Annotated in this window: 23 protein-coding genes; 8 read left to right on the top strand and 15 right to left on the bottom strand. The window is 63.4% G+C overall.

The annotated features are described in order from the left end of the window. Window positions 1-5: 5 nt before the first annotated feature. From GNH96_RS15460 to GNH96_RS15415, 11 genes are all read right to left on the bottom strand, one after another. Window positions 6-422 (bottom strand): hypothetical protein, encoded by a 417-nt coding sequence (locus tag GNH96_RS15460; protein ID WP_169604457.1) that lies wholly within the window; start codon window positions 420-422, stop codon window positions 6-8. Window positions 423-854: 432 nt separating this feature from the next. Then, window positions 855-2,057, bottom strand: a complete 1,203-nt coding sequence (locus tag GNH96_RS15455) for an AAA family ATPase (RefSeq protein ID WP_169604456.1) — start codon at window positions 2,055-2,057, stop codon at window positions 855-857. Continuing rightward, entirely contained in the window at window positions 2,038-2,295 is a 258-nt protein-coding gene (locus tag GNH96_RS15450) for a hypothetical protein (protein ID WP_169604455.1), read from the bottom strand. Before GNH96_RS15450 ends, GNH96_RS15455 begins: the two co-directional genes overlap by 20 nt. 93 nt (window positions 2,296-2,388) lie before the next feature. Further along, complete coding sequence (locus tag GNH96_RS15445) at window positions 2,389-2,688, bottom strand: hypothetical protein (RefSeq protein ID WP_169604454.1); 300 nt, start codon at window positions 2,686-2,688, stop codon at window positions 2,389-2,391. Between the two features lie 482 nt (window positions 2,689-3,170). Next, the gene (locus tag GNH96_RS15440) at window positions 3,171-3,824 is read right to left on the bottom strand and encodes a hypothetical protein (RefSeq protein WP_169604453.1); all 654 of its coding nucleotides are present in this window, start codon (window positions 3,822-3,824) and stop codon (window positions 3,171-3,173) included. A 317-nt stretch (window positions 3,825-4,141) separates the two neighbouring features. Continuing rightward, window positions 4,142-4,618 (bottom strand): hypothetical protein, encoded by a 477-nt coding sequence (locus GNH96_RS15435; protein ID WP_169604452.1) that lies wholly within the window; start codon window positions 4,616-4,618, stop codon window positions 4,142-4,144. 67 nt (window positions 4,619-4,685) lie between these two features. After that, on the bottom strand, window positions 4,686-4,811 hold the full coding sequence (locus tag GNH96_RS16205; protein ID WP_267313381.1) for a hypothetical protein: 126 nt from the start codon (window positions 4,809-4,811) through the stop codon (window positions 4,686-4,688). A 195-nt stretch (window positions 4,812-5,006) separates the two neighbouring features. Further along, on the bottom strand, window positions 5,007-5,324 hold the full coding sequence (locus GNH96_RS15430; protein ID WP_169604451.1) for a hypothetical protein: 318 nt from the start codon (window positions 5,322-5,324) through the stop codon (window positions 5,007-5,009). Beyond that, window positions 5,314-7,815 carry a DUF3987 domain-containing protein gene (locus tag GNH96_RS15425; RefSeq protein ID WP_169604450.1) on the bottom strand — a complete coding sequence of 834 codons (2,502 nt, stop codon included), beginning with the start codon at window positions 7,813-7,815 and terminating at the stop codon, window positions 5,314-5,316. Before GNH96_RS15425 ends, GNH96_RS15430 begins: the two co-directional genes overlap by 11 nt. Next, complete coding sequence (locus GNH96_RS15420) at window positions 7,812-8,042, bottom strand: helix-turn-helix transcriptional regulator (RefSeq protein WP_169604449.1); 231 nt, start codon at window positions 8,040-8,042, stop codon at window positions 7,812-7,814. Before GNH96_RS15420 ends, GNH96_RS15425 begins: the two co-directional genes overlap by 4 nt. Before the next feature lie 197 nt (window positions 8,043-8,239). After that, window positions 8,240-8,440 carry a hypothetical protein gene (locus GNH96_RS15415; protein ID WP_169604448.1) on the bottom strand — a complete coding sequence of 67 codons (201 nt, stop codon included), beginning with the start codon at window positions 8,438-8,440 and terminating at the stop codon, window positions 8,240-8,242. Window positions 8,441-8,714: 274 nt separating this feature from the next. Here GNH96_RS15415 and GNH96_RS15410 point away from each other — a divergent pair, with 274 nt between their 5' ends. Continuing rightward, window positions 8,715-9,425 (top strand): sigma-70 family RNA polymerase sigma factor, encoded by a 711-nt coding sequence (locus GNH96_RS15410; protein ID WP_228719912.1) that lies wholly within the window; start codon window positions 8,715-8,717, stop codon window positions 9,423-9,425. Beyond that, entirely contained in the window at window positions 9,406-10,266 is an 861-nt protein-coding gene (locus GNH96_RS15405; RefSeq protein WP_228719911.1) for a cupin domain-containing protein, read from the top strand. The genes GNH96_RS15410 and GNH96_RS15405 overlap by 20 nt, the downstream gene beginning before the upstream one ends. Before the next feature lie 7 nt (window positions 10,267-10,273). Here GNH96_RS15405 and GNH96_RS15400 read toward each other — a convergent pair whose 3' ends face one another. From GNH96_RS15400 to GNH96_RS15385, 4 genes are all read right to left on the bottom strand, one after another. After that, on the bottom strand, window positions 10,274-10,528 hold the full coding sequence (locus tag GNH96_RS15400; protein WP_169604447.1) for a hypothetical protein: 255 nt from the start codon (window positions 10,526-10,528) through the stop codon (window positions 10,274-10,276). Beyond that, window positions 10,521-11,789, bottom strand: a complete 1,269-nt coding sequence (locus tag GNH96_RS15395; protein WP_169604446.1) for a HupE/UreJ family protein — start codon at window positions 11,787-11,789, stop codon at window positions 10,521-10,523. Before GNH96_RS15395 ends, GNH96_RS15400 begins: the two co-directional genes overlap by 8 nt. After that, complete coding sequence (locus GNH96_RS15390; RefSeq protein ID WP_169604445.1) at window positions 11,786-12,853, bottom strand: tetratricopeptide repeat protein; 1,068 nt, start codon at window positions 12,851-12,853, stop codon at window positions 11,786-11,788. The genes GNH96_RS15395 and GNH96_RS15390 overlap by 4 nt, the downstream gene beginning before the upstream one ends. Before the next feature lie 167 nt (window positions 12,854-13,020). Beyond that, the gene (locus tag GNH96_RS15385) at window positions 13,021-14,547 is read right to left on the bottom strand and encodes a DUF4331 domain-containing protein (RefSeq protein WP_169604444.1); all 1,527 of its coding nucleotides are present in this window, start codon (window positions 14,545-14,547) and stop codon (window positions 13,021-13,023) included. A gap of 223 nt (window positions 14,548-14,770) precedes the next feature. Here GNH96_RS15385 and GNH96_RS16200 point away from each other — a divergent pair, with 223 nt between their 5' ends. The 6 genes from GNH96_RS16200 (at window position 14,771) to GNH96_RS15360 (ending at window position 18,742) form a co-directional block, all read left to right on the top strand. Continuing rightward, window positions 14,771-14,905 (top strand): hypothetical protein, encoded by a 135-nt coding sequence (locus GNH96_RS16200; RefSeq protein WP_267313380.1) that lies wholly within the window; start codon window positions 14,771-14,773, stop codon window positions 14,903-14,905. 89 nt (window positions 14,906-14,994) lie between these two features. Then, on the top strand, window positions 14,995-15,204 hold the full coding sequence (locus GNH96_RS15380; protein WP_169604443.1) for a hypothetical protein: 210 nt from the start codon (window positions 14,995-14,997) through the stop codon (window positions 15,202-15,204). A gap of 1,195 nt (window positions 15,205-16,399) precedes the next feature. Then, on the top strand, window positions 16,400-16,852 hold the full coding sequence (locus GNH96_RS15375) for a CBS domain-containing protein (RefSeq protein WP_169604442.1): 453 nt from the start codon (window positions 16,400-16,402) through the stop codon (window positions 16,850-16,852). 27 nt (window positions 16,853-16,879) lie between these two features. Further along, window positions 16,880-17,095 (top strand): hypothetical protein, encoded by a 216-nt coding sequence (locus GNH96_RS15370; RefSeq protein WP_169604441.1) that lies wholly within the window; start codon window positions 16,880-16,882, stop codon window positions 17,093-17,095. A 34-nt stretch (window positions 17,096-17,129) separates the two neighbouring features. Then, window positions 17,130-17,675 carry a methylated-DNA--[protein]-cysteine S-methyltransferase gene (locus tag GNH96_RS15365; RefSeq protein ID WP_228719910.1) on the top strand — a complete coding sequence of 182 codons (546 nt, stop codon included), beginning with the start codon at window positions 17,130-17,132 and terminating at the stop codon, window positions 17,673-17,675. A gap of 173 nt (window positions 17,676-17,848) precedes the next feature. Next, window positions 17,849-18,742, top strand: a complete 894-nt coding sequence (locus GNH96_RS15360) for an NRDE family protein (RefSeq protein ID WP_169604439.1) — start codon at window positions 17,849-17,851, stop codon at window positions 18,740-18,742. Window positions 18,743-18,746: the final 4 nt, after the last annotated feature.

Below are 18,746 nucleotides of genomic sequence, written 5' to 3'. Positions count from 1 at the left end.
GTCTATCAAAAGTCGAAAAACAAACTTTTGATCGACGGTGAAATGCGGCTTCCAGCCCGGTCTATCACGTCTATCATGTGTATACAAAATGATAGACTCGGGAAAGGATCGGCGAAGGCCTCGGGGCCCGGCACGGCCTGGAGGTCGGCCACCGCCTCGGGGCCCGGCACGGCCTGGGGGTCGGCCACCGCCTCGGGGCCCGGCACGGCCTGGAGGTCGGCCACCGCCTCGGGGCCCGGCACGGCCTGGAGGTCGGCCACCGCCTCGGGGCCCGGCACGGGCTGGAGGTCGGCCACCGCCTCGGGGCCCGGCACGGCCTGGAGGTCGGCCACCGCCTCGGGGCCCGGCACGGGTTGGAGGTCGGCCAAGGCCTCGGGGCCCGGCACGGCCTGGAGGTCGGCCAAGGCCTCGGGGCCCGGCACGGGCTGGAGGTCGGCCAAGGCTGGAGGTCCAGCCCGCCGCCAGCGCCGGCACCGTCGAATGATTGGACCGTTTGAGGTGTGGCGCCTAATGGGTAAAATGAAATCACGCCACTCGCGGGGCGAGTACTGCGAGAGGATCAGGCACGGCCTGGATGTCGGCCACGGCTGGAGGTCCAGCCCACCGCCGGCCTGCATCGCGTCACGGCCACAGCCGGGTGATTGGACCGTTTGGGGTGTGGCGCCCTATGGGTAAAATGTCGGCACGCCACTCGCGGGGCGAGTACTGCGAGCGAAGACCCCACAAGGAGATGGAGTCCTTTCCGAAGCCGACGAAGAGGGCCAAACACCGCCGAAGAGTGCCAAGCAAATGTTTGGCACCCTTCGGGATATTTGGCACCCTTCGAAGAGTGCCAAGTCTTGGCCCCCTTTGGGTTACAGAGCCCAGACCCAGCCGCCCTCCATGCCTGTTTTGGTCACGGTCAGCGCCAGTTTCTTCCTTGCTCGTTTCAGCGTCCTTTCCGAAACACCCGCCGCCTCGGCCTCCATCTTCACTTCCGCCGCCGCCACAGGCCCAGCCGCCAACAGCTCCTGAAGAAACGCGCAGGCTTCGTCCAGCGCCGACATGGCTTCCGGATCACACGCGGCCTCCGCACGCGCCAGCAGCGCCCTTGCCGAACCGGCTACCGCCGTGCCCCAGTCGACCCGTGTCGCCGTCACGCCTGGGTGCTCGGCCAGCGCATCGAGAACCAGCTCGTAGAGAAAGCCGCCCTCGTCCGGCCCGAGGTTCGACTTCACCCGCGCCAGGCAGCGACCGCCGCCGTCCTCCTCCGAGCGCTTGAAGGCCGCGAACACGATCCGGGCCAGCGCCCCGAACGCCAGCGAACCGGTCACCCGCTCCAGCGGATCACGGCCCGCCGAGCCCTTGGAGAAGTGCGAGATGCCCAGCAAGGCGCAATCAAGACGCTCGGCCAGCGTCACCAGCGGGGCCAGCCCGCGCCGCACCTCGGCGTTCTTGTGGCTGTCCGCCGCCACCGCCGACACGATCGGATCGACCAGCAGCAACCGCACCTCGCCCACCTCCCGCGCCGCACGCAGCAGGGCGGGCATGTCGCGGGCTGGGTCGAACGGGCGCCGCCCGTCTTCGGCCTGCACGTCGGTGATGAAGAAGCAGCGTTTCGGATCCGCCCCGCAGGACAGAAGGCGCGGCATCAGGGTATCCCTCACGTCGTCCTCGCCGGACCAGATCAGCACGTTGCCCGGCGCCGCCGGCGTGCCGTCCGGCCAGCGTCCGCCCGCCGTCAGCGTCGCCGCTAGGGAAAGCGCAAGACTGGTCTTGCCCGTGCCGGGCTGCCCGGCGATGACGTGCAGCTTGCCTTTCGCCAGCCAGCCCGGCCACAGCCAGCGGACCGGCTCAGGCTGCACGCTGGCGCCCTGCAACAGGTTCACCCCCAGCGTCACCCGGCCACACTGCGCCACCGAAGAAGCCGAAGGCCTGGGCGGCACGGGTGAAGCCGAAGGCCTCGGCGTCACCGGCGGAGCCGAAGGCCTCGGCGCCTCCCGTGCCCGCGCCGCCATCTCGGCCACCCGCAGCGCGAGGTTCCCCACCGCCACCGGCCTACCGCTGCGCCGGGTCACGCGCCGTCTCCTCGGCCTGGGTGCGTAGCATGTGCATGGCCATATCCAGCACCTCGGCCACCTCCATGACCGATTGCTCCAGACTCCAGCAGAACGCCTCGTACTCATCGTCGTTCAGCCCAGGGTCTTCGCTGCGGTTCATACGCAGCAGCACCAGCCCCGCCGCCACCGATCGGGCCGCCATGCCTGCCGTTTGCAGTGCCCCGTTCATCCGTTCAACCGCGTTCGCGTCTTTCATAGTCCACCTCCCGCCAGCCAGCCGGCCAGCATGTTTGCAATGGAAAAAATCACGTCGGCCATGCCCAGCGCCGCCAGGGTCGTTTTGATTTGCTCAATCATGGCTGGGCTCCTCCTGGTCGCCGGTGACCGTGGCCGAACCTTCCTCCGCGTGCGCCTCGATCCAGACTTGTCTGGCCGGGTTCTTGGCCTTGGACATGGCCCGGCTGGCGGCCCGGACGCAGCGGGCGACTTCACGCAGCGCTTCGGTTTTGTGGCACTGGTTTACCCAGTCATCGCAAATCAGTGCCAGGTGTTCCAGCTCATCGGCAAGCCGTCGCACATCGCCATCGAGCCGATGCGCATGGGATAGGGAAATGATCGGGCGGTGTGCGCCCGTGGTAGGGGATGTCATGGTGTTGGCTCCTTTGTGTTGCTTGGAAACCGTCACCAGCACTTTCCACAGTGCAAGGGTGACGGACGATGCGAGGGTGGAAAACCGGCACAAAGGAACCGGCCACGGACGTACCGTGCCTCGCACCGCCCGTCATGGGAAGCCGACCGGCATAAAAAAGCGCCGGTCAGGGCGCGAGGGTGCGCCTTTGTGCTATCGGGTTTCCACGCCCGGCCCCGGAACCGTCCGGGGACAGTTGAAAGTGTAGCACAGCCCGCCGGCGTATGGTTACAATAAGGTCACGCCACTCGCGGGGCGAGTACTGCGAGCTGTTTTACGGCTTGGTCGAGAACGGTCGAACAAGCGCCACTCGCGGGGCGAGTACTGCGAGGAAACAAACGCCACTCGCGGGGCACGTACCGCGAGGATCTGGGAAGGACGTCGGATTCATGCCGGCGTCCGCCATACCTCCCGCCGCCACTCGCGGGGCGAGTACCGCGAGATCACCGCATCCCGCTGGCCAGGCCCGAACCCAGGCTACCGCCCAAGGCCGCCCCGGTCGCCCCTGCCGACGCCAAGGCCGCGCCCGTCAGACTGAAGCCCAGCCCGCCGGTCATCAGCCCCAGCGCCGCGCCGCCCACCATACCGGCCATCTTGCCGATGCCCTTGGCGTTGTCCGCCTCCATCTCGCTCGCCAACGCCGCCCGGTTGCGCTCCCAGTCGCTGGATTTCCTGGAAAGGTTGGAGAACGTATCCACCGCCGATCCCAGCCGCTGCCGCCCGGCGCCGATGGCCGCGTTCATCAGCCCGAGCCGCGCATCCAGATTGCCCATGCGCCCCTGCATCGCCCCGCGTGCCCGTGCCTGCGCGTTGGCCTGGTCCAACTGCGTCTCGGTGGCCAGGAACCGCCCACTGCCCGGCGCCGCACCGCTGGCCATCGTCTGGTACATCGTCTGCTGCCGCAGCGGGTCCCACTGCTGCAAGGCCGAACTCAGCCCCAGGCCGCCCGCCGCGTCGTAGGCCAGAGGCGTGTTCATCGCCTTCATGTTGCGGACCGCGAACTTCTCCACCGGCGCCGTCAGCGCGTTCGACGACTGCAGCACATTCTGCAGCACATTCGCGTATTCCAGCTCCTGCGCCGTAATCTGAGGGGTCAAAGACCCGCCACCACCGCCCATCGTGTTATCTCCATCATGGTTTGTTAGATCAATCAGCTATATGAGTGCCCGTTACGGCCCTCGCCAGGCATATCAAACCCGTTGGCGTCCAGCCTGTGCGCTTCGCCGCATGGCATATATCCCTTTCGGTGCAGGCTGCAAGAAGCCACGCCGCCTCCCGCCGCGCCGCCTGCGCCGCCTGGTCGAGTTGCTTTGAGTGTTTGAGCAGCCGGATAGCCTCAATAACCTCTGTCTTCATGCCAGCCTCGCCATCGGGAAGCCCTGCCCGCCGGATCGGGCAGGGTGTGTGGGTAGAATCAAGCCGCCCGGATCGGACGGCCGTACATCGTCGTTTCGCGCTGGCTCAGGACATGCGCCGGCGCCAGGTTACGACGGGCTTTGAGGTCCGCCGCTCGATCCTCGTACCTAGACCGGAATAGCTCCGTGCGGGCGGCCCATTTTTCATGCTCCGTCAGCACACGGCCAATGAATTCGGGGCTCCAGTCTTGGATGAACCTGATTTCCTCACTCAGGGCCTCGATTTCATGCTTCATCGCCTCGTCGCCGGACTCAAAGTATTTGAACAGCAGCTCACCCCGCCGCCGCCGCGCCACGGACAGCCGATGCTGTATGCCGTCGGCGGTGTGAAGGCACGGGCTCAGCGCCGCCGCCCATTGCCGCACCCGCTCACCCCGCTCCGCCAGTTCGGCGGTAGCATCTTCGATACGCTCCTGCAGGTCGGCCAGGTCGGCCTCGATCAGCTCTTCGTTGTAAACGATTGAATCATCAGACATTTTTTCACCTTATGGTTGCCGGAAGGGAACCCCCCTCCGCAAAACTAGGAAATGTTACGTTATAACATCACTGCTTTTTATTACCACCCGTTATATCGGACAGCTCGGCCTCAAGTTCGGCGACACGGGTTTTAAGTTTGCCAATGTCTTCGAGGAGGACGTGAAGATACATTTCCTTCGTTTCGATGGCCATGACGAGGACCCATTTAGGCGACCTCATGAGCCACTCGTGGTGTGTCTCGTCGCCCCTGCAATGCTCCGGTATATGATTTCTGTCACTCATTGTTTTCGCTCCATCGCGATTGTTGTGCCTCCCGGCACGATCTCGCCCGGCCATATGGCCGGACGCCAAGGCCGGACTACGCCGGCCAATCTCAAAAATCAAACTTCACCCCCAGGACATGGGACAAAATGACAAAATTCGCCGCCACGCTTTTTGAATTTTGGCATTTTGTCCCACGATTTCCGGCCCGGATGCGCATTTTGCATGTATGTATATGATTTTTAAGGTTAAAAAAACCTTTAGGACGAAAATGACGGTGTGACAAAATTCGCCCGATTGTTGTTCGATCGTGTGCAAATCGCCGGAATTTTGTCCCAAACCCTTGGTGACAGAATGGGACAAAATTAAAAATCCGCCGAATTTTGGCATTTTGTCCCATTGTGTCCGCCCGCCTGTGGGACAAAATTCCGGCTCAGGCTGCATCAAAAATCCGCTCATTTACGATGTACGTGGTTGTGGGCCTGCCAGCCCCTCCACCCGCCACCGTCTGCCGGGCACCCACCACCACTTTCCAATCGCCGAGAAACGCAAGGGCCTGGTCGAGCTTTGGGCGAGATGGGAAGCGAACACGCATCGCTCTCTGAGCTTCACGGGCGGTGAACGTCAGCCGCCGCCCGGCTCGAATCCACGCCAACAGCGCATGCGCGTCGTCCTCAACCGGCGCCCGCCCCATCAGCCCAAACGCGGCGAGAGCGTGAGGAATAAGAAGCTTGCCTAGCTCAACCGCCCGCTCGACCGCATCGCGCCCGATCACCTCCACCGCGCCGCCGCGCGTGGCAAGGTGCAGCAAGCCTGCAATCCTAGCCACGGCGCCAGGAAGCTTGGCCGACCAGTCGGCCACATGTCCCAGCGGCCCGCCGTCGCCTTGCTTACGCTCGATCTCAGCCGAGAAATTTAGCCAACACTCACGCGCCTCTGGCCCAAAAATCAACGTCCTCGGCGCCTCCACCGGCTCAAGGCGACCATCCAGAAGCCGAAATAACCCGGCCTCCCAGTCCTCTTTGATGTACTCCGGCACGTCGAGGTGTTGTCTAACATCGCGCGCGCCAACGTTGCTCTTGGGCACAACAAAGAGGCACCGGCCAAGCAATCCCGAGTCCCTGAATCTTTTGTTTTTGCCTACCTCGGCCAGAACGCCCGGCTGCATCATCAGGCCCAAACTTAGCGCCGGCCGATCTATGTGGGCACACCGCCCGCCACGGTCTACTCGCATGGCTGAGCCCGCGTGCCCTTGCAAAAACACATCCAAATTAGCCATCCCGCCGGAATATGCTCCCGACAAAACTTGGAAGATGCCGCCTTCGTCGCTCAGCACTGACATCGCCTCCCCGTGCTCCACAAGAAGCCCCTGCAACCTCTCCGGCGTGCAGTCTCCGGTGAATAGGCGCGGGGGGATCAGCTCCGCCGGCATAAATTCAGACTCCGACTGGATCGCCGCGACCAACTCGGCCCGCGACTCAGCGTCCTCCACCCGCAGCGCCCGCTTTTTCAAGCCCTCGATCCTTTTGGCCGCAACTTCTCGCGCCGCTGTCCGCCGGGCGATTTCGGGGCGAAGCCGATCCCTCTGAAGTTTTTCCCACCGGATCAACGGCGCGGCCAAAGCCGCAAGCACGGCGCTTTTGCGGCTGCCCGGCGGCATCGCGGTTATAGTCCATAATGCGAGGGGCTCCACATATCCAGACGCGTGCGGCGCCACCTGCCACCGCCTCTGACAGCAAGTCGCCAACGCCGCCAGCGCCACGGCGACGGCAGCCGCGCTCGGCGTCTGACAACTGACCGAGACCGCCTCGGCCATCGCGCCGACCCAGCCCGGTAAAACAATGTCCGGAATATTCGGAACGTCCACGCCCTCCGGTATCATCGGCTCCGGCCATCCCGCGCCTCCGACTTCAACCGCCGGAACGGCCTGCACCTCTTCGCGCTTGCCAGCCGCCGCCGGCCCGCCGGCCTCGGCCAAGGATTGCGCCGCCAGCCTCTCCCTCACCGCCCGCTCCTTCGCTGGGTTAGTCCACCCGCGTCGCGCGGCCTCGGCAAAGACAGCCCGATGATCTGCCGCCGCGCCCGCGAAGCTCTCCCATTTTCTTGCGGCTGCCGCCGGCTCGAACTTGCTCGAAGTGGCAGACCAGGCAAGCCAAAGCGCCCGCCCGGCATCGCCCAGCCCGGCCAAGGCAAGGCCGATCTTGATCCAGGTGTCATATGCATCCGCTGGTATAAAAAAAAGCGCCTCACGCAGGTCGGCAAGCTGCCCGGCATCCAGCACCGCCGCCGCCGCCTCGGCCTTCGCGACCTCATCCGGCCTGTGCGAAGGCGCCGCCAGCTCGTCCCACACTTTGAGCAGCGCCGCCGGCATGTCGGGCAGCCGCCACCACCTGCCTGAGCCGCCCCAGGCGTAGGGGTTACCCGTGTCTGGATGGACCGAAGGAGGCAAAACATCCTGTACGCTAAGTCCTCCAGCCGCGCCGCATCGCAGCTCCAAGACCACTTGGCCCGCATCGTCTACCACTTTTACACTTGGCCTCGGCTCTGCCAGCCGGTAGAGAAGTTTCGCCTTGCCGGGTCGGCCAGAGGTGATCTGAACTGCATCACCCGAGCCCAGCAACGCGGACAAATTGATCCCGCGTGCCTCAAGCCATCGGTCCGCCTCCTCAAAGTCATCCACGTCGAGGGCCGCCGTGCCTGACCAAGCGTGCAGCAGTCCAGCCGCCTCAAGCCGCCCAGCCCGCGCCGGATCGTCGATCGCAGCCTCCCTCCGGTTCCAGCCTTTTCCAGCCGGCGCCTTGGTGCCAGGTTTAATCTCACACAAACGCCACCCGCCATAGCGGACATACGCCTCAAATGGGCTGCGGTACTGTTTAACCCTCCACCGTGGCTTCACCCACCGCCCGGCCTTCACCGTCGCCACCGCCTGATTCATGCTGACTCCCCGCGCCGGATGCGGTTTACCAGCTCCCGGATGTCTTCTACGGTCCAGACGGTGGTGCGCGGCCCAATCTTTATAGGCTTGGGGTATCTACCGTCTTTGACGCCCGCCCACCAGGTTGAGCGGGAGACAGGAATGATAGGGGGAATGGGAGGGTTGGCTTTTCGATCTCCTACGATCTGATGGATGCGCAGAAAGCCGGTTTCGGTAAGTTGATGCATTCGGGCAACTCCATACGTTGTTGGACGTTGCCATGCTCAAATAATCCTCGCTATATCTCGCATCGCTTTGCTTAGTCAGTAGGCAGCACTACTCCCATGACAGTAACTTTGTCAGTAACTCATCCTGCATCCAGCCGACAACCCGAGTAACTGCGCCATTTACGCCGTGTTGTTCGGTAGATGCCCCCGCTACCATTCTAGATACGGCTCGGCATGCGCGTGAGAATGTGCATGCCGGGTTCGTCCCTTTCGGCATAGATCGCGTCCCCTTCGGGAACGATCCCAATCCCTCCCAAGATTTCCGCCAGCGCCGCGCGGTCGATGTCCTGCTTCAGCGAGTCTTTCAGGTTCGACAGATGACGCTTGTAACGCGGCAGAATGTCGTCGATCGCGGCCATGCGGGGCTGGCCTTGGGATGCCTGGGCTTGTAGGCGGGCGCAGACGGCGGGGGGCGTGGTCTTTGCGGTTCACGCAGCCGTACCGCTGAGCATTGACGGCGATGAGGGGGCCGATTTGCCATTTCTTTGAGACCGTCGAGGTGGAAATAAGTATCCCGTATTTGCGACATGCCTCGCTTGAAGCGCGGAGTGGAATCTACACAACTTGGTTTCCGAAACCGGCATCGGCATCCAGGCCGCCGTTTACCGCGTATCAACGATGGATGGCACCTCCATGAACAGAACAGACGGCGGCGACGCGGACGAAGTGCCGACATCGGCGGTTGAAAGTCCCGACCGAATGGAACCGGGCGGGGTATCGGATGACGTTGCTGCGGACGCCGCTCTTTGTCCGCCGAGCCAAAGCGGGCGCTCCGCCCCCGACGAACGCCAACTGGGGGATTGGATCGCCCGTGTGGTGGACCGCGATGCGAATGCGCTGGCCGCGCTGTACGATGCGCTGGTCGGACGGGTCTACGGCTTGGCCTTACGGATCACACAGCGCGCCCCGCTGGCCGAAGAGGTGGCTCAGGACACCTTCTGGCAAATCTGGCGTCAGGCCCCCCGGTTCGACCCGGAAAGAGGTACTGCCCTGGCCTGGATCATGACCATCGCCCGCAGCCGGGCGCTGGACGCCCTTCGCCGAATCGAGACGAACGAATGCGAACTCGACCCGGAAATACTGGACCGGTTGGAATGCCCCGGCGAGGATGCTCCCCCGGACTTGCTGGCGGCGGTCCAGGATGGGCATGTCCTGCACGCCGCCCTGGCGAGCCTGGATCCGGTGCCGCGACAGCTGGTGTCCTTGGCATTCTTCCGCGGGCTCAGCCACGACGAGATTGCCGGGTATGCCGGCCTGCCTCTGGGCACGGTCAAATCCCATATCCGGCGAGCGTTGATCGCGTTGCGGCAAAGACTGGCTCCCGATGCCAATTCAAGGCTTTGAAAATATGAGCACCCGACCAGAATTCCCGAATCTTCCCGCAGAATCGGAGCAAACCGAGCTGAACGAGCTTTTGGCGGAAAATCTGGCTCCGATAGAACTCTCCTCCGGAACGAGGGCAGCCTTGCGGGCTGGCCTGATGGAACGAATCGCTCGCAGTGTCGCCGAACACGCGGGATTGTTGACTGTGCGGCTCAAGGACGGCGCGTGGCAAACCCTCAGGAGAGGCGTCCGTTTCAAGCCGCTGTGGACCGGACCGGCGGGGAGTTCGGTATTGATCGAATTTGCCCCAGGCGCGTCGCTGCCGGCGCATCGGCACAACTGGATGGAGGAGGGCATCGTGTTGCGGGGTGGCCTGCAGATGGGTTCATTGGACCTGGGACCGCTCGACTATCACGTATCCCCCGCCGGCAGTCGCCACGAATCCATTCGTTCCCGCCAAGGTGCGCTGGCGTATCTGCGCGGAACCTCCCTTGGCAGCAAATCATCGGTCCTGCGCGAATTGATGGGAGGATGGCTGCCTTTCGCCGGCCCGGCGTCGGCAACGGTTTTTGCCGGCAAAAAGGACGATTGGGTCGAAGTGGGGGAGGGGGTGATGAAAAAGGAGCTATGCTCCGACGGGACGTTGGCATCCCGTTTCTACCGGCTGGAGCCTGGGGCCAAGGTTCCCGGCCATTCTCACCTGCAAGACGAGGAGTGCATGATGCTGGAGGGTGAGGTATTTTTGGGAGATATCCTGTTGCGCGCCGGGGAGTACCAACTGGCTCCGGTCGGCAGTCGGCACGGTGAAGTTTATAGCGATGTCGGTGCCACCCTATTCGTGCGCGGGGCCCGGGATGACTGAGGCTGAATCAAGTGCGGCGGTTCCACACACCGGTAGCCATTGGCATGGCCCCGTCCGGACCTAAGTGGATCGGGTGGCAAGTCCGTTTGGCCTTGACCAGCAACGCCGTTCCTGGATCGGTCTCGACAAAATCGATCTGCTCGCCGCCATCCGTGATCGCGGCCTTGAAGGTGAAGCCCACTTCGAAAGACATGTTCAGCCGGCAGTCGGCCTCGACCGAATAGATGAAGCTTCGGCGGTGGGGGATCCACGCTTCAAACACCTGCCAAACGCAGTATGAGCCAACCCAAACCCGCCGCCATGACGCTAAGGGAAGCCGCGATTTCCGCCCGATGCGCCCAGGCGAAACGTTCGGAGAAGCGCAACAAGGGGAAAGCAAGACTGACCAGGAGCAATTGCAATGTTTCTATGCCCAAATTGAAACTGGCAAGATTCAGTAGCCAGTTACCGCCGCCATCGGAGCGGGAGGCGAGACTCTCGGAAAGGGCTCCAGCAAAGCCGAACCCGTGCACCAGACCGAAGCCGAAGGCCAGCCACACGCCATGCCCGAGGTGTCGACGCCAGGCACCGAGCGCTCCGACGTAGACTATGGTCAAGGCGATCGCCGGTTCGATCACCTCGCCGGGCGCCGTCACCCAGCCATGGGCGGCCAAGCCCAGCGTGGCGCTGTGGGCGAGGGTGAAGGCGGTGACTACCTTGACCACATCCCCAAGGCGAGAGGATAACAGCAGCAGCCCGAACAGGAAGGCCAGATGGTCGAACCCCATGGCAATATGGTGCATGCCCAGCCTAAAGAATGCCCAGGCCTCCCGCCATCCACCGTTCCGAACGGCATGGAAAGTTCCGTCGGATGCCGCGGGAAATCCAGCGGAATTTTCCCCAGCAAGCGGATCTTGCCCAGGGCCCGCCGTCCCGGCGGAAAAGATCAGTTCGGCCGAGGCGGAAAGCTCCTGCGGCGCGCTTAAACCGAACGGAAGCCCGAAGTCGGTGAGGCTCCGGCTGCGGTCTCTGTCCGGTACGTTGGAAGCGGTGACAACCACGCCCTCCAGCCCGGAGAGGCAGATTTCTTTCCAGCCCGGTCGGGCGGTTTCGTAGCGATCCTGATACCTGAAACTGACCCGCATTGGCGGCGCCGCCGGGGAAGCGGCGTAGCGTATGCGCATGCGCAGGATGGGCAGCCCCGCATCGCCGGGCGCAAGATGCCACGCCAGCCCGTCCACTCGCAGAGCCAATGCCTGATCACCGAGCTTCAGATCGAGCAGTGGCCTGATGTCCTCTGCCCTGCGCCGGGCCCAGCCGTCCCATTCGGCATCGGAGGTCTGGCCGTCGCGATCGGCGTCCGCGGCGATGCCCTCGGCCAGGGTGGGGATCTCGGCCAGATCCAAGTGGTAAGTAACTCTCGTTTCTTCCGGAGAAATGGCAATCACCGCTTGGCGGTTGACCGTGTTGTTGCCGAGGGGATGGGCGACGGCCGCCTCGGCGACGACTACGAGCAGACCCAGGAAAAGCCGGAATCGACTCATGGCGCCTCCTCGGGATTGAACGGAGCAATGCCGTCGTCGTCCGCGATGGAACGCTTCGCCGCCACGGTGGGCGTCCTTGCTGCCCGTGGTGGTCGGGCCCACCGTTCGAGGCGCCTGTCCGCCGTACCCAGCCTGAGCGCGGTTTGGCCATGCCGGTCCGCCTCTCGATGCTTTCCCGCCTGCCTCAGCACAAAGGCGAGCAGCGCATGACCGTAGATATCCGGCCGCCTCAGGCATTCCTCGCGGGCGAGACGTTCCGCCTCGCCGTAGCGGTGGCCTTGAAGTGCGTAGTATTCGGCAAAGGCGCGGCGAAACAGCTTGTCTCCGGCTTCGTCCAGCCGTGCCATGCCGTCCAGCAGCAGCGCCAACCGGCGCATGGCCTCATGATCGCCCACGGAGCGCGCCAGCCGCCAAGCCATGACGGCGTCGTCGGGGCTGGGGTATTGATCCAGCGCTTCCCGGAGCAGCGCCAGCGCTTCCTCCCGCTTACCCTGTGCTTCCCGCACGCGGGCCCGGAGGGCCGGGTAGTCCGGCCGGCCGGGAAAAAGAGTTTCCGCCCTGGCCAGTGCGTTTTCTGCTCGCTCGAACTGCCCACCATTCAGGTGGAGTTCGGCCAGTTGCACAAATGCCCAGGCATGAGCCTCGGAACCCGGCGGCGCCACGGCGAGACTCTCGTTGAGAAGACCGACGGCGCCCTCTATATCGCCATGGAGAAAACGCAGATGAGCGGCGCGGGAATAGGCAGGAAGGCCGGGAAAGGCATCCAGCAGCTTTTGTGTCACCGCCAGCGCATCCTCGTAACGGCCTAGTTCGACCAGGGCGTCCGACTCCAGCCCTAGCGTCATGGCCGAAGGAACGCCCAGACCATGGGCCTGACGGACGGAAACCAGGGCTTCCCGAAAGCGGTGCCGGTTCATCTCGTCCCATGCCTTGAGCGCCCAAGCGCGCGAGTCACGGGGCGCCAGAGTCAGCGCCCGCTGGATCAAGGCCTCCGCACGGGCGGCCTCCCCCGCATCGCGGCTGGCACGCAGACCTTGTAGCAAGGCTTGTGCAAGGTTCAGCATGGGACGCGGATCGTCCGGGCGAGCGAGGAGAGAACTTGCCAGGCTCCGAACCGTTTCGTCCGCGACCTTGGATTCTTCCGCGCAAACTCCCGTAGCCACCATCAGGAGCCAGGCAGCCGCCAAAATCCGGTCTGTTACGCGTCCCGAGCCAAACATGCCGTCGTCCTCTAGCTGCGGCCGGGATAGGGCGTGGGCAGGAAAGGAAACTCGCTCGCGATGCCGGTCGCGGTGGTGCCCAGGTGATTTCCCGGGCCCTGCGGTAGGCCCGCGCCCGGCGCTCCCTCAAGGAAGTTCACGCCGTCCCCTGCCTTGATGGCGACGTAGTCCGCCCCGCCCACCACCCGGATGGCGATGTCCGTCACATCGTCGTTGGGACGGCGGCCGTTGGGAAAACCGGCCGGATCGCCGCCCAGCGCGGCGCCCAGCCGGCGTTGCCCGAGCGGAGGGGTGGGCGGCACGGACAAATCGAGGCGCAGCAGTTCGGAGCAGGGGCTGCCGCAATCGTTGCCGGCCACGGCTTGGCCGGGATATTTGAGAAACACTTGCAGCAGGTCCACGCGTGGCGTGGCCGGCGCTTTGACACCGAAGCTGCCGAATACCAGGTCGAAAGCGGCAGCGACGACAGGCGCTTTGTAGAACTCCTGGAACTGGACTTCCTTTTCCGGCTCCTGGGCATTCCAGAAATCCTTGGCCGGCGTGTTGATGATCAGTTCGTTGATCAAGGGATTGGCGAGCCTGGCCACTTGCACCTGGTCGCCGGAATTCCTGGGCATTCCCCGGCTGCGCAGGACACGCGTCTTTTGCCGGCTGGTGCTGGCGTAGAGTCCCAGGTACTTGTTGGCATCGTTCGCAGCCTGCCCGTCGCTGGTAATGCGGCTGATCGGCACTTCCAGGGCGATGGTGCTGATATTGGCGCCGGCAAAGCGATTGATCCCGAAGGGGTTGACGTTATCGCCGTCATCGGTCCCCGGCAGCACGGGCGGAGAGCGGCGCAGATTCAAAGTGTCGAAGGTGGCGCCAAGATCGATATAGAACGTTTCCGCCCGCTGGCCGGCGAACACCCGGATGCCCTTCCCGGCATCCGTATACATCCCCTGAGCGGCCAGGCTCTCATAATCGGGCATGGTGGCAGGGCCCGCGTTGGACGGTACAGCAACCAGCCCCCGAAACAGGACCGTTTTCCTCCCCCTGCGATTTTCCGTGACGGTGTAGGTCTGACGCCGGGTGAGCCCTTCCGAGCCGGGGCCGTCCAGGGCCGTGATGCCTTGCAAAGGCAGGGCGGCAGATATCGCTGGATTGCCCAGATAAGGAACGGGGGATGTCAGCCCCCCCTTCCCTCCGATGGGTCTGTCCTCCGTCTTGAAGCGAAATTCATAAACGATGTCCCCCGCTTTGCCGTCCCGATCGTTGTCGAGGTTGAAGCGATAGGTCACGTCATCGGCAAAATTGAAATAGTTGGGCCCGTCGGCCGGATTCTGGCCGGGATTGACATTCATGATGAAGGTCACGCGCCGATCCTGGGGCGCACGATTCATATTGGCCGGATCGTAACTAACGAAGGCATAGACATCGGTCAGGTCGGCAGCGGGATCCAGGGCGATCAGCGGAGCCTCTCGGTGGCTGGCCGCCTGGGCGCCGGAGCCGATCCCTCCCACAAGGCAGGCCGCAAGGGCAAACTCAAATCGGATGGTCATAGGTCGTTCCTCATAACGCTGAATTGGTGAATCGAAGCCGTCTCGCATAGGCTCGGCCACATTCGGATCCTGCGCCGGAAGCCGTGCTTGACCTTTATTACGCAGCTAAGCGGCAAACGGATGCAGCGAAACGGATGGACTCGCCGGAGGCCCTGGACTGTCTCCGAAAACGAGGCCGTGCAGATAGCGTGCGTCAAAGGATGGAAGGCAGGAAACTGCCGAAATGTCCGCAGACACAAAGAGCAACATGCGAGGCGAAGTACCCGACGAACTCCAGGCCGGCTTGCTTGCCAACAACAAGCCTCCCGGAAAGGGGCACGGCATGGGTTCGTTCGGAGAGACGCACTCCGCCTGCTGACTCTTCCCTATTACGAAATCTTGACTACGCTTTTGGACTCAGGACATCGATGGGATGTCTTGGCTTATAGCGATGAGCCGAGGAACGACATGAGCGGAGAAGAGTTTGCCCGCGCCTTGAAAGTTGAGAAGTTAGCCGGTGGCGTGCGCGTCGAGTTCCCTAACGGCAGTTCGTATGAGGCACCGCGTGACGACTGGGCGATGGATCTCACCGATGCGGGACACCGGCTGAGCTTGGAAGCTCAAGACTTCTGGGCGTTTTCTTTGGCACGCATCAAGATATTGCAATGCACCAGATGAGCCCGTCGGAGGCTGTTTTGGAAAGCTTCCAGATGAACGAACGTGATGGCCGCTCCGTGTGGCATCGCCGCTTCCGCCCACCTCATCGGCTATCCGCCTAGCCGCAGATCTTCAACTTCAAACGCATTGGCTTCGATGATGTGATGCTGAGCGAACGAAGTCGGATCTAGCGCCTTGCCCTCCTTGGTGGCTACAACGGGCAGCCCCTAGGGCGATCTCTCAAATGTTGTGGTCAGAGAGAGCATGAACTCGTCCCCTGTGATGGTGTTTCGAGTCAACATCTCGGCACCTCCAAATTCCCCTTTGTGATTTTAGGCACATCTCGTGCCGACGGGCGATTTCTGGCTGATCAAGCGACATCGGGAATTTTGGCCGGTTTCCGCTGTGCTCCGGTGGAGGCGGAAATTGTGGCTCGGCGTCTGCAAGAGCGGGAGGCCGGAGGAGAACCGTGAGCGATTGCTGGCCTCGTTGTCATGGTTGCCGAGTCTCCCTCTCGCCGGCGATGGCGCCGATCATGTCGGCAAGATACGCGCTTTCCTGGCGAGCCAAGGCACGCCGATCGGTCCGTACGATCTGCAAATCGACGCCCTTGCCCGGCCTCACGGTATGGCACCGGGGAATTCGCCCGCATCCCCGGTTTGACGCTGGACGATGGGCTGGCATGACCGCAGCCGTTTCTTGACCGCCGGGATGCCGCGATCACGCTAACTCAATGTGTCGCAACACTTCACTGATTCGGCGCCTGCTCGCGTTTTTGGCAAGGGTCCGGCAGACGCTGCGGTCTCGGCATTCAGTGTTACCGAAGATACAGGGCTGACCGCTTCCGTCAGATCGGACAAAGAATCTTCGATCACCCGAGACAGGCTGGTGTCGCCGAAAGCGGTTGCGCCGGGGAGGGCCGAAGGGGCATTTGCCGCATGGGGATCGGGGGGAAGACCGCGGCTTTTCTTCCGGTTTATGACGTAACTTGCTGTTTTGATTGTGTCCATATTACACCTTTGCTTGACGATCCGGATGTCCGGTATCGACATGAACAAGCAGGATGTATGCCGTCTTGGCTCTATCCGAGGGTTGCCGCCCCGGATCGGAATAGCCGACAATCGAATACGGAAGCAGGGGCAGGTGAGATCATGGCCAGCGGCCCGGTGCTCGACGTCCGAGCAGTTTCACGACAGCAATTCAGCGAGGAGCAAACATGTCCATCGGTCAGTTCTGCATTCGAGATACCGTGATCGTCGGGAAGGGTGACACGATCGTGGAAGCCGCCAAGGTGATGCGCCAGCATCATGTCGGCAGTGTCGTGGTGGTGGAAGAGTCCGAGCACGGCTGCAAGCCTGTCGGGATCTTGACCGACCGGGATCTGGTGGTCGAGATCCTGGCGAAGGAAGTAGCCCCCGAAGCGGTGACGGTCGGCGATGTCATGAGCTTCGAACTCGTGACCGCGCGCGAACAGGACGGGTTGTGGGAAACGCTGCAACGCATGCGCGTGAACGGGGTTCGGCGGATTCCCGTCGTCGATGATCGGGGCGTTTTGGTCGGAATCGTCAGCGCCGACGACTATCTGGAAATCCTTTCCACCGAACTGGGAGAGCTGGCCAAGTTGCTCGGCCGGGAAAAGGGGCGGGAAGAGCGGACACGCGGCTCCTGACCGCGTGCCGGAGTTCGGGCTCGACACGTGAAATACCCGCTCGCCTTGACTCTGGCCTGTCTGCCATTGCCAGCGGAGGTCGGCGGCAATGGCTGGCGAGACGTCGATTGGCTCGCCGTGGCGAACGGTTCCATCCGGCGCCATACGAAGGAATACGCCGACAGCGATCCCGGTCGTTGCCCCAGCAGCAACGGTGCTGTCCGGCGGGTGCTGAAGGGGAACCGGTTGAAGGAAACGACATAGGATGCGCGCCGTCGGGTCCAAGTTCGCGAAGCCCATGACTTACTGTTTGTTCGACACGGCTTTCGGCGTCTGCGGGATCGCTTGGCGCGAGGCCGATGGTGCCGATGCGGTGCCTGCCGTCACCCGGTTTCAGCTTCCGGAGGCCACGGCGGCGGAGACCGAGTCAACCCTTGCCGAGCTGACAAGGGCGGAGGGAGCGGCCGCCCCGCCGCCGGTGATCGCGGAGGTGATCGAGAAGATCAGGCGACATTTCCGGGGCGATCTGCAGGATTTCAGCGAGGTTCGGGTGGAGCCGGAAGGCGCGGGGCCGTTTGCCCTGGCCGTTTACGCGGCTGCCCGGAACATCCCTGCCGGCCAGGTCCGCAGTTACGGCGAATTGGCTCGTGTCTTGAAACGGCCTGCGGCGGCCCGTGCCGTGGGCCAGGCGCTGGGACGCAACCCTGTCCCGCTCATCATTCCCTGCCACAGGATTCTGGGGGCGAGCGGGAAGCTCGGCGGATTTTCCGCTCACGGCGGCATCGCGACCAAGGCCAGGATGCTCCAAATCGAAGGTGTCGTCCCAGGAGCATCGGGAAGCTAGCCGCGCGAACACGACCAAGGGGGTGTCGGCCGAATCGGCCTCCTTGTCCGGTTTAGGACAAGATATCGCTGTGAATTCCCCGCAAAATCAATGGGCAAGGGGCGCTTTTCCCTTGGCACGCAAATCGCTTCAGAGGTGTCATCCCGTCCACCATTTCCGGAAGCGAATACTCGATGAGCGTGACCGCAATCGCCTGGGGCGCCCACCCCGACTTTCCCCTGGCGTTGATCGCCAATCGCGACGAGCGGTATGACCGCCCCACCTCGGCGGCCGGCTGGTGGACGCGCGAGCCGGAGTGTCTGGCCGGCGAAGACCAGGTGCACGGCGGTACCTGGTTGGCGGTCACGCGCGAGGGACGTTTCTCTCTGGTGACCGGATACCGTGACGGTTCGTCGCCGGCACCCGGCGCGCCTTCACGCGGCCGGCTGCCGCTGGATTATCTTGAATCCGGCGAAGATCCCACGGTGCATGCGCGGCGCTTCATCCGCTCCAAGGGCGATCACGCGCCTTACAACCTGCTGCTGGGTTCGCCCCGCCAAGTGTTCTATGCCGGTACCCGCTCGCGCCTGCCGATCGCTCTCACGCCGGGCATCCACACCTTGTCCAACGGACTGCTCGACGAGCCCTGGCCCAAGTGTACTTGGCTCAATACCTTGTTCGGCGGCTACATCCTGAGTCATGGCGGTTTCAAGATGTTGCTCGATGGCCACACCGAGCTGGCCAAGATCAAGGCGCATGGCGCCGCCGAGCTGCCGAGGCCGGCCGGCTCTTGCCTGAGCGCCGAGGATTTCGCCGCTGCCGGTTTCGCGTTGCTGGCCGATCGCACCACGTATAGCCGAGGTTTACCGGACACCGGCATCGGGCCGGAAGAGGAGGAACGTCTCTCTGCCTGCTTCGTGGCGGGCGGAGAGTATGGCACGCGCTCCAGCACGGTGCTGGTGATGGGGCGTGACGGCCATGTCCGCTTCGAGGAGCGCAGCTTCGACGGCGGCGGTGCCGAAACGGGCCGAGTCCTCGAGGAATGGGACATGGACCCCGCGGTTTTTTCCGGCGGCGCGGAGGGCTGATCTC

Source organism: Methylococcus geothermalis, assembly GCF_012769535.1.
GTDB classification, from domain to species: Bacteria; Pseudomonadota; Gammaproteobacteria; order Methylococcales; family Methylococcaceae; genus Methylococcus; species Methylococcus geothermalis.
The sequence above is the reverse complement of the archived record's forward strand: the minus strand, read 5'-3'. Positions and strand labels throughout refer to the sequence as shown.

Excerpts from the sequence above, each read along its gene's own strand:
- GNH96_RS16200 (WP_267313380.1), top strand. The coding sequence starts at position 14,771 with ATGTCCGCAGACACAAAGAGCAACATGCGAGGCGAAGTACCCGACGAA.
- GNH96_RS15385 (WP_169604444.1), bottom strand. The coding sequence starts at position 14,547 with ATGACCATCCGATTTGAGTTTGCCCTTGCGGCCTGCCTTGTGGGAGGG.
- GNH96_RS15430 (WP_169604451.1), bottom strand. The coding sequence starts at position 5,324 with ATGCAGCCTGAGCCGGAATTTTGTCCCACAGGCGGGCGGACACAATGG.
- GNH96_RS15435 (WP_169604452.1), bottom strand. The coding sequence starts at position 4,618 with ATGTCTGATGATTCAATCGTTTACAACGAAGAGCTGATCGAGGCCGAC.
- GNH96_RS15405 (WP_228719911.1), top strand. The coding sequence starts at position 9,406 with ATGCCAATTCAAGGCTTTGAAAATATGAGCACCCGACCAGAATTCCCG.
- GNH96_RS15450 (WP_169604455.1), bottom strand. The coding sequence starts at position 2,295 with ATGAAAGACGCGAACGCGGTTGAACGGATGAACGGGGCACTGCAAACG.
- GNH96_RS15365 (WP_228719910.1), top strand. The coding sequence starts at position 17,130 with ATGACTTACTGTTTGTTCGACACGGCTTTCGGCGTCTGCGGGATCGCT.
- GNH96_RS15415 (WP_169604448.1), bottom strand. The coding sequence starts at position 8,440 with ATGGCCGCGATCGACGACATTCTGCCGCGTTACAAGCGTCATCTGTCG.
- GNH96_RS15395 (WP_169604446.1), bottom strand. The coding sequence starts at position 11,789 with ATGAGTCGATTCCGGCTTTTCCTGGGTCTGCTCGTAGTCGTCGCCGAG.
- GNH96_RS16205 (WP_267313381.1), bottom strand. The coding sequence starts at position 4,811 with ATGGCCATCGAAACGAAGGAAATGTATCTTCACGTCCTCCTCGAAGAC.
- GNH96_RS15425 (WP_169604450.1), bottom strand. The coding sequence starts at position 7,815 with ATGAATCAGGCGGTGGCGACGGTGAAGGCCGGGCGGTGGGTGAAGCCA.
- GNH96_RS15360 (WP_169604439.1), top strand. The coding sequence starts at position 17,849 with ATGAGCGTGACCGCAATCGCCTGGGGCGCCCACCCCGACTTTCCCCTG.
- GNH96_RS15410 (WP_228719912.1), top strand. The coding sequence starts at position 8,715 with ATGAACAGAACAGACGGCGGCGACGCGGACGAAGTGCCGACATCGGCG.
- GNH96_RS15390 (WP_169604445.1), bottom strand. The coding sequence starts at position 12,853 with ATGCTGAACCTTGCACAAGCCTTGCTACAAGGTCTGCGTGCCAGCCGC.
- GNH96_RS15375 (WP_169604442.1), top strand. The coding sequence starts at position 16,400 with ATGTCCATCGGTCAGTTCTGCATTCGAGATACCGTGATCGTCGGGAAG.
- GNH96_RS15445 (WP_169604454.1), bottom strand. The coding sequence starts at position 2,688 with ATGACATCCCCTACCACGGGCGCACACCGCCCGATCATTTCCCTATCC.
- GNH96_RS15420 (WP_169604449.1), bottom strand. The coding sequence starts at position 8,042 with ATGCATCAACTTACCGAAACCGGCTTTCTGCGCATCCATCAGATCGTA.
- GNH96_RS15380 (WP_169604443.1), top strand. The coding sequence starts at position 14,995 with ATGAGCGGAGAAGAGTTTGCCCGCGCCTTGAAAGTTGAGAAGTTAGCC.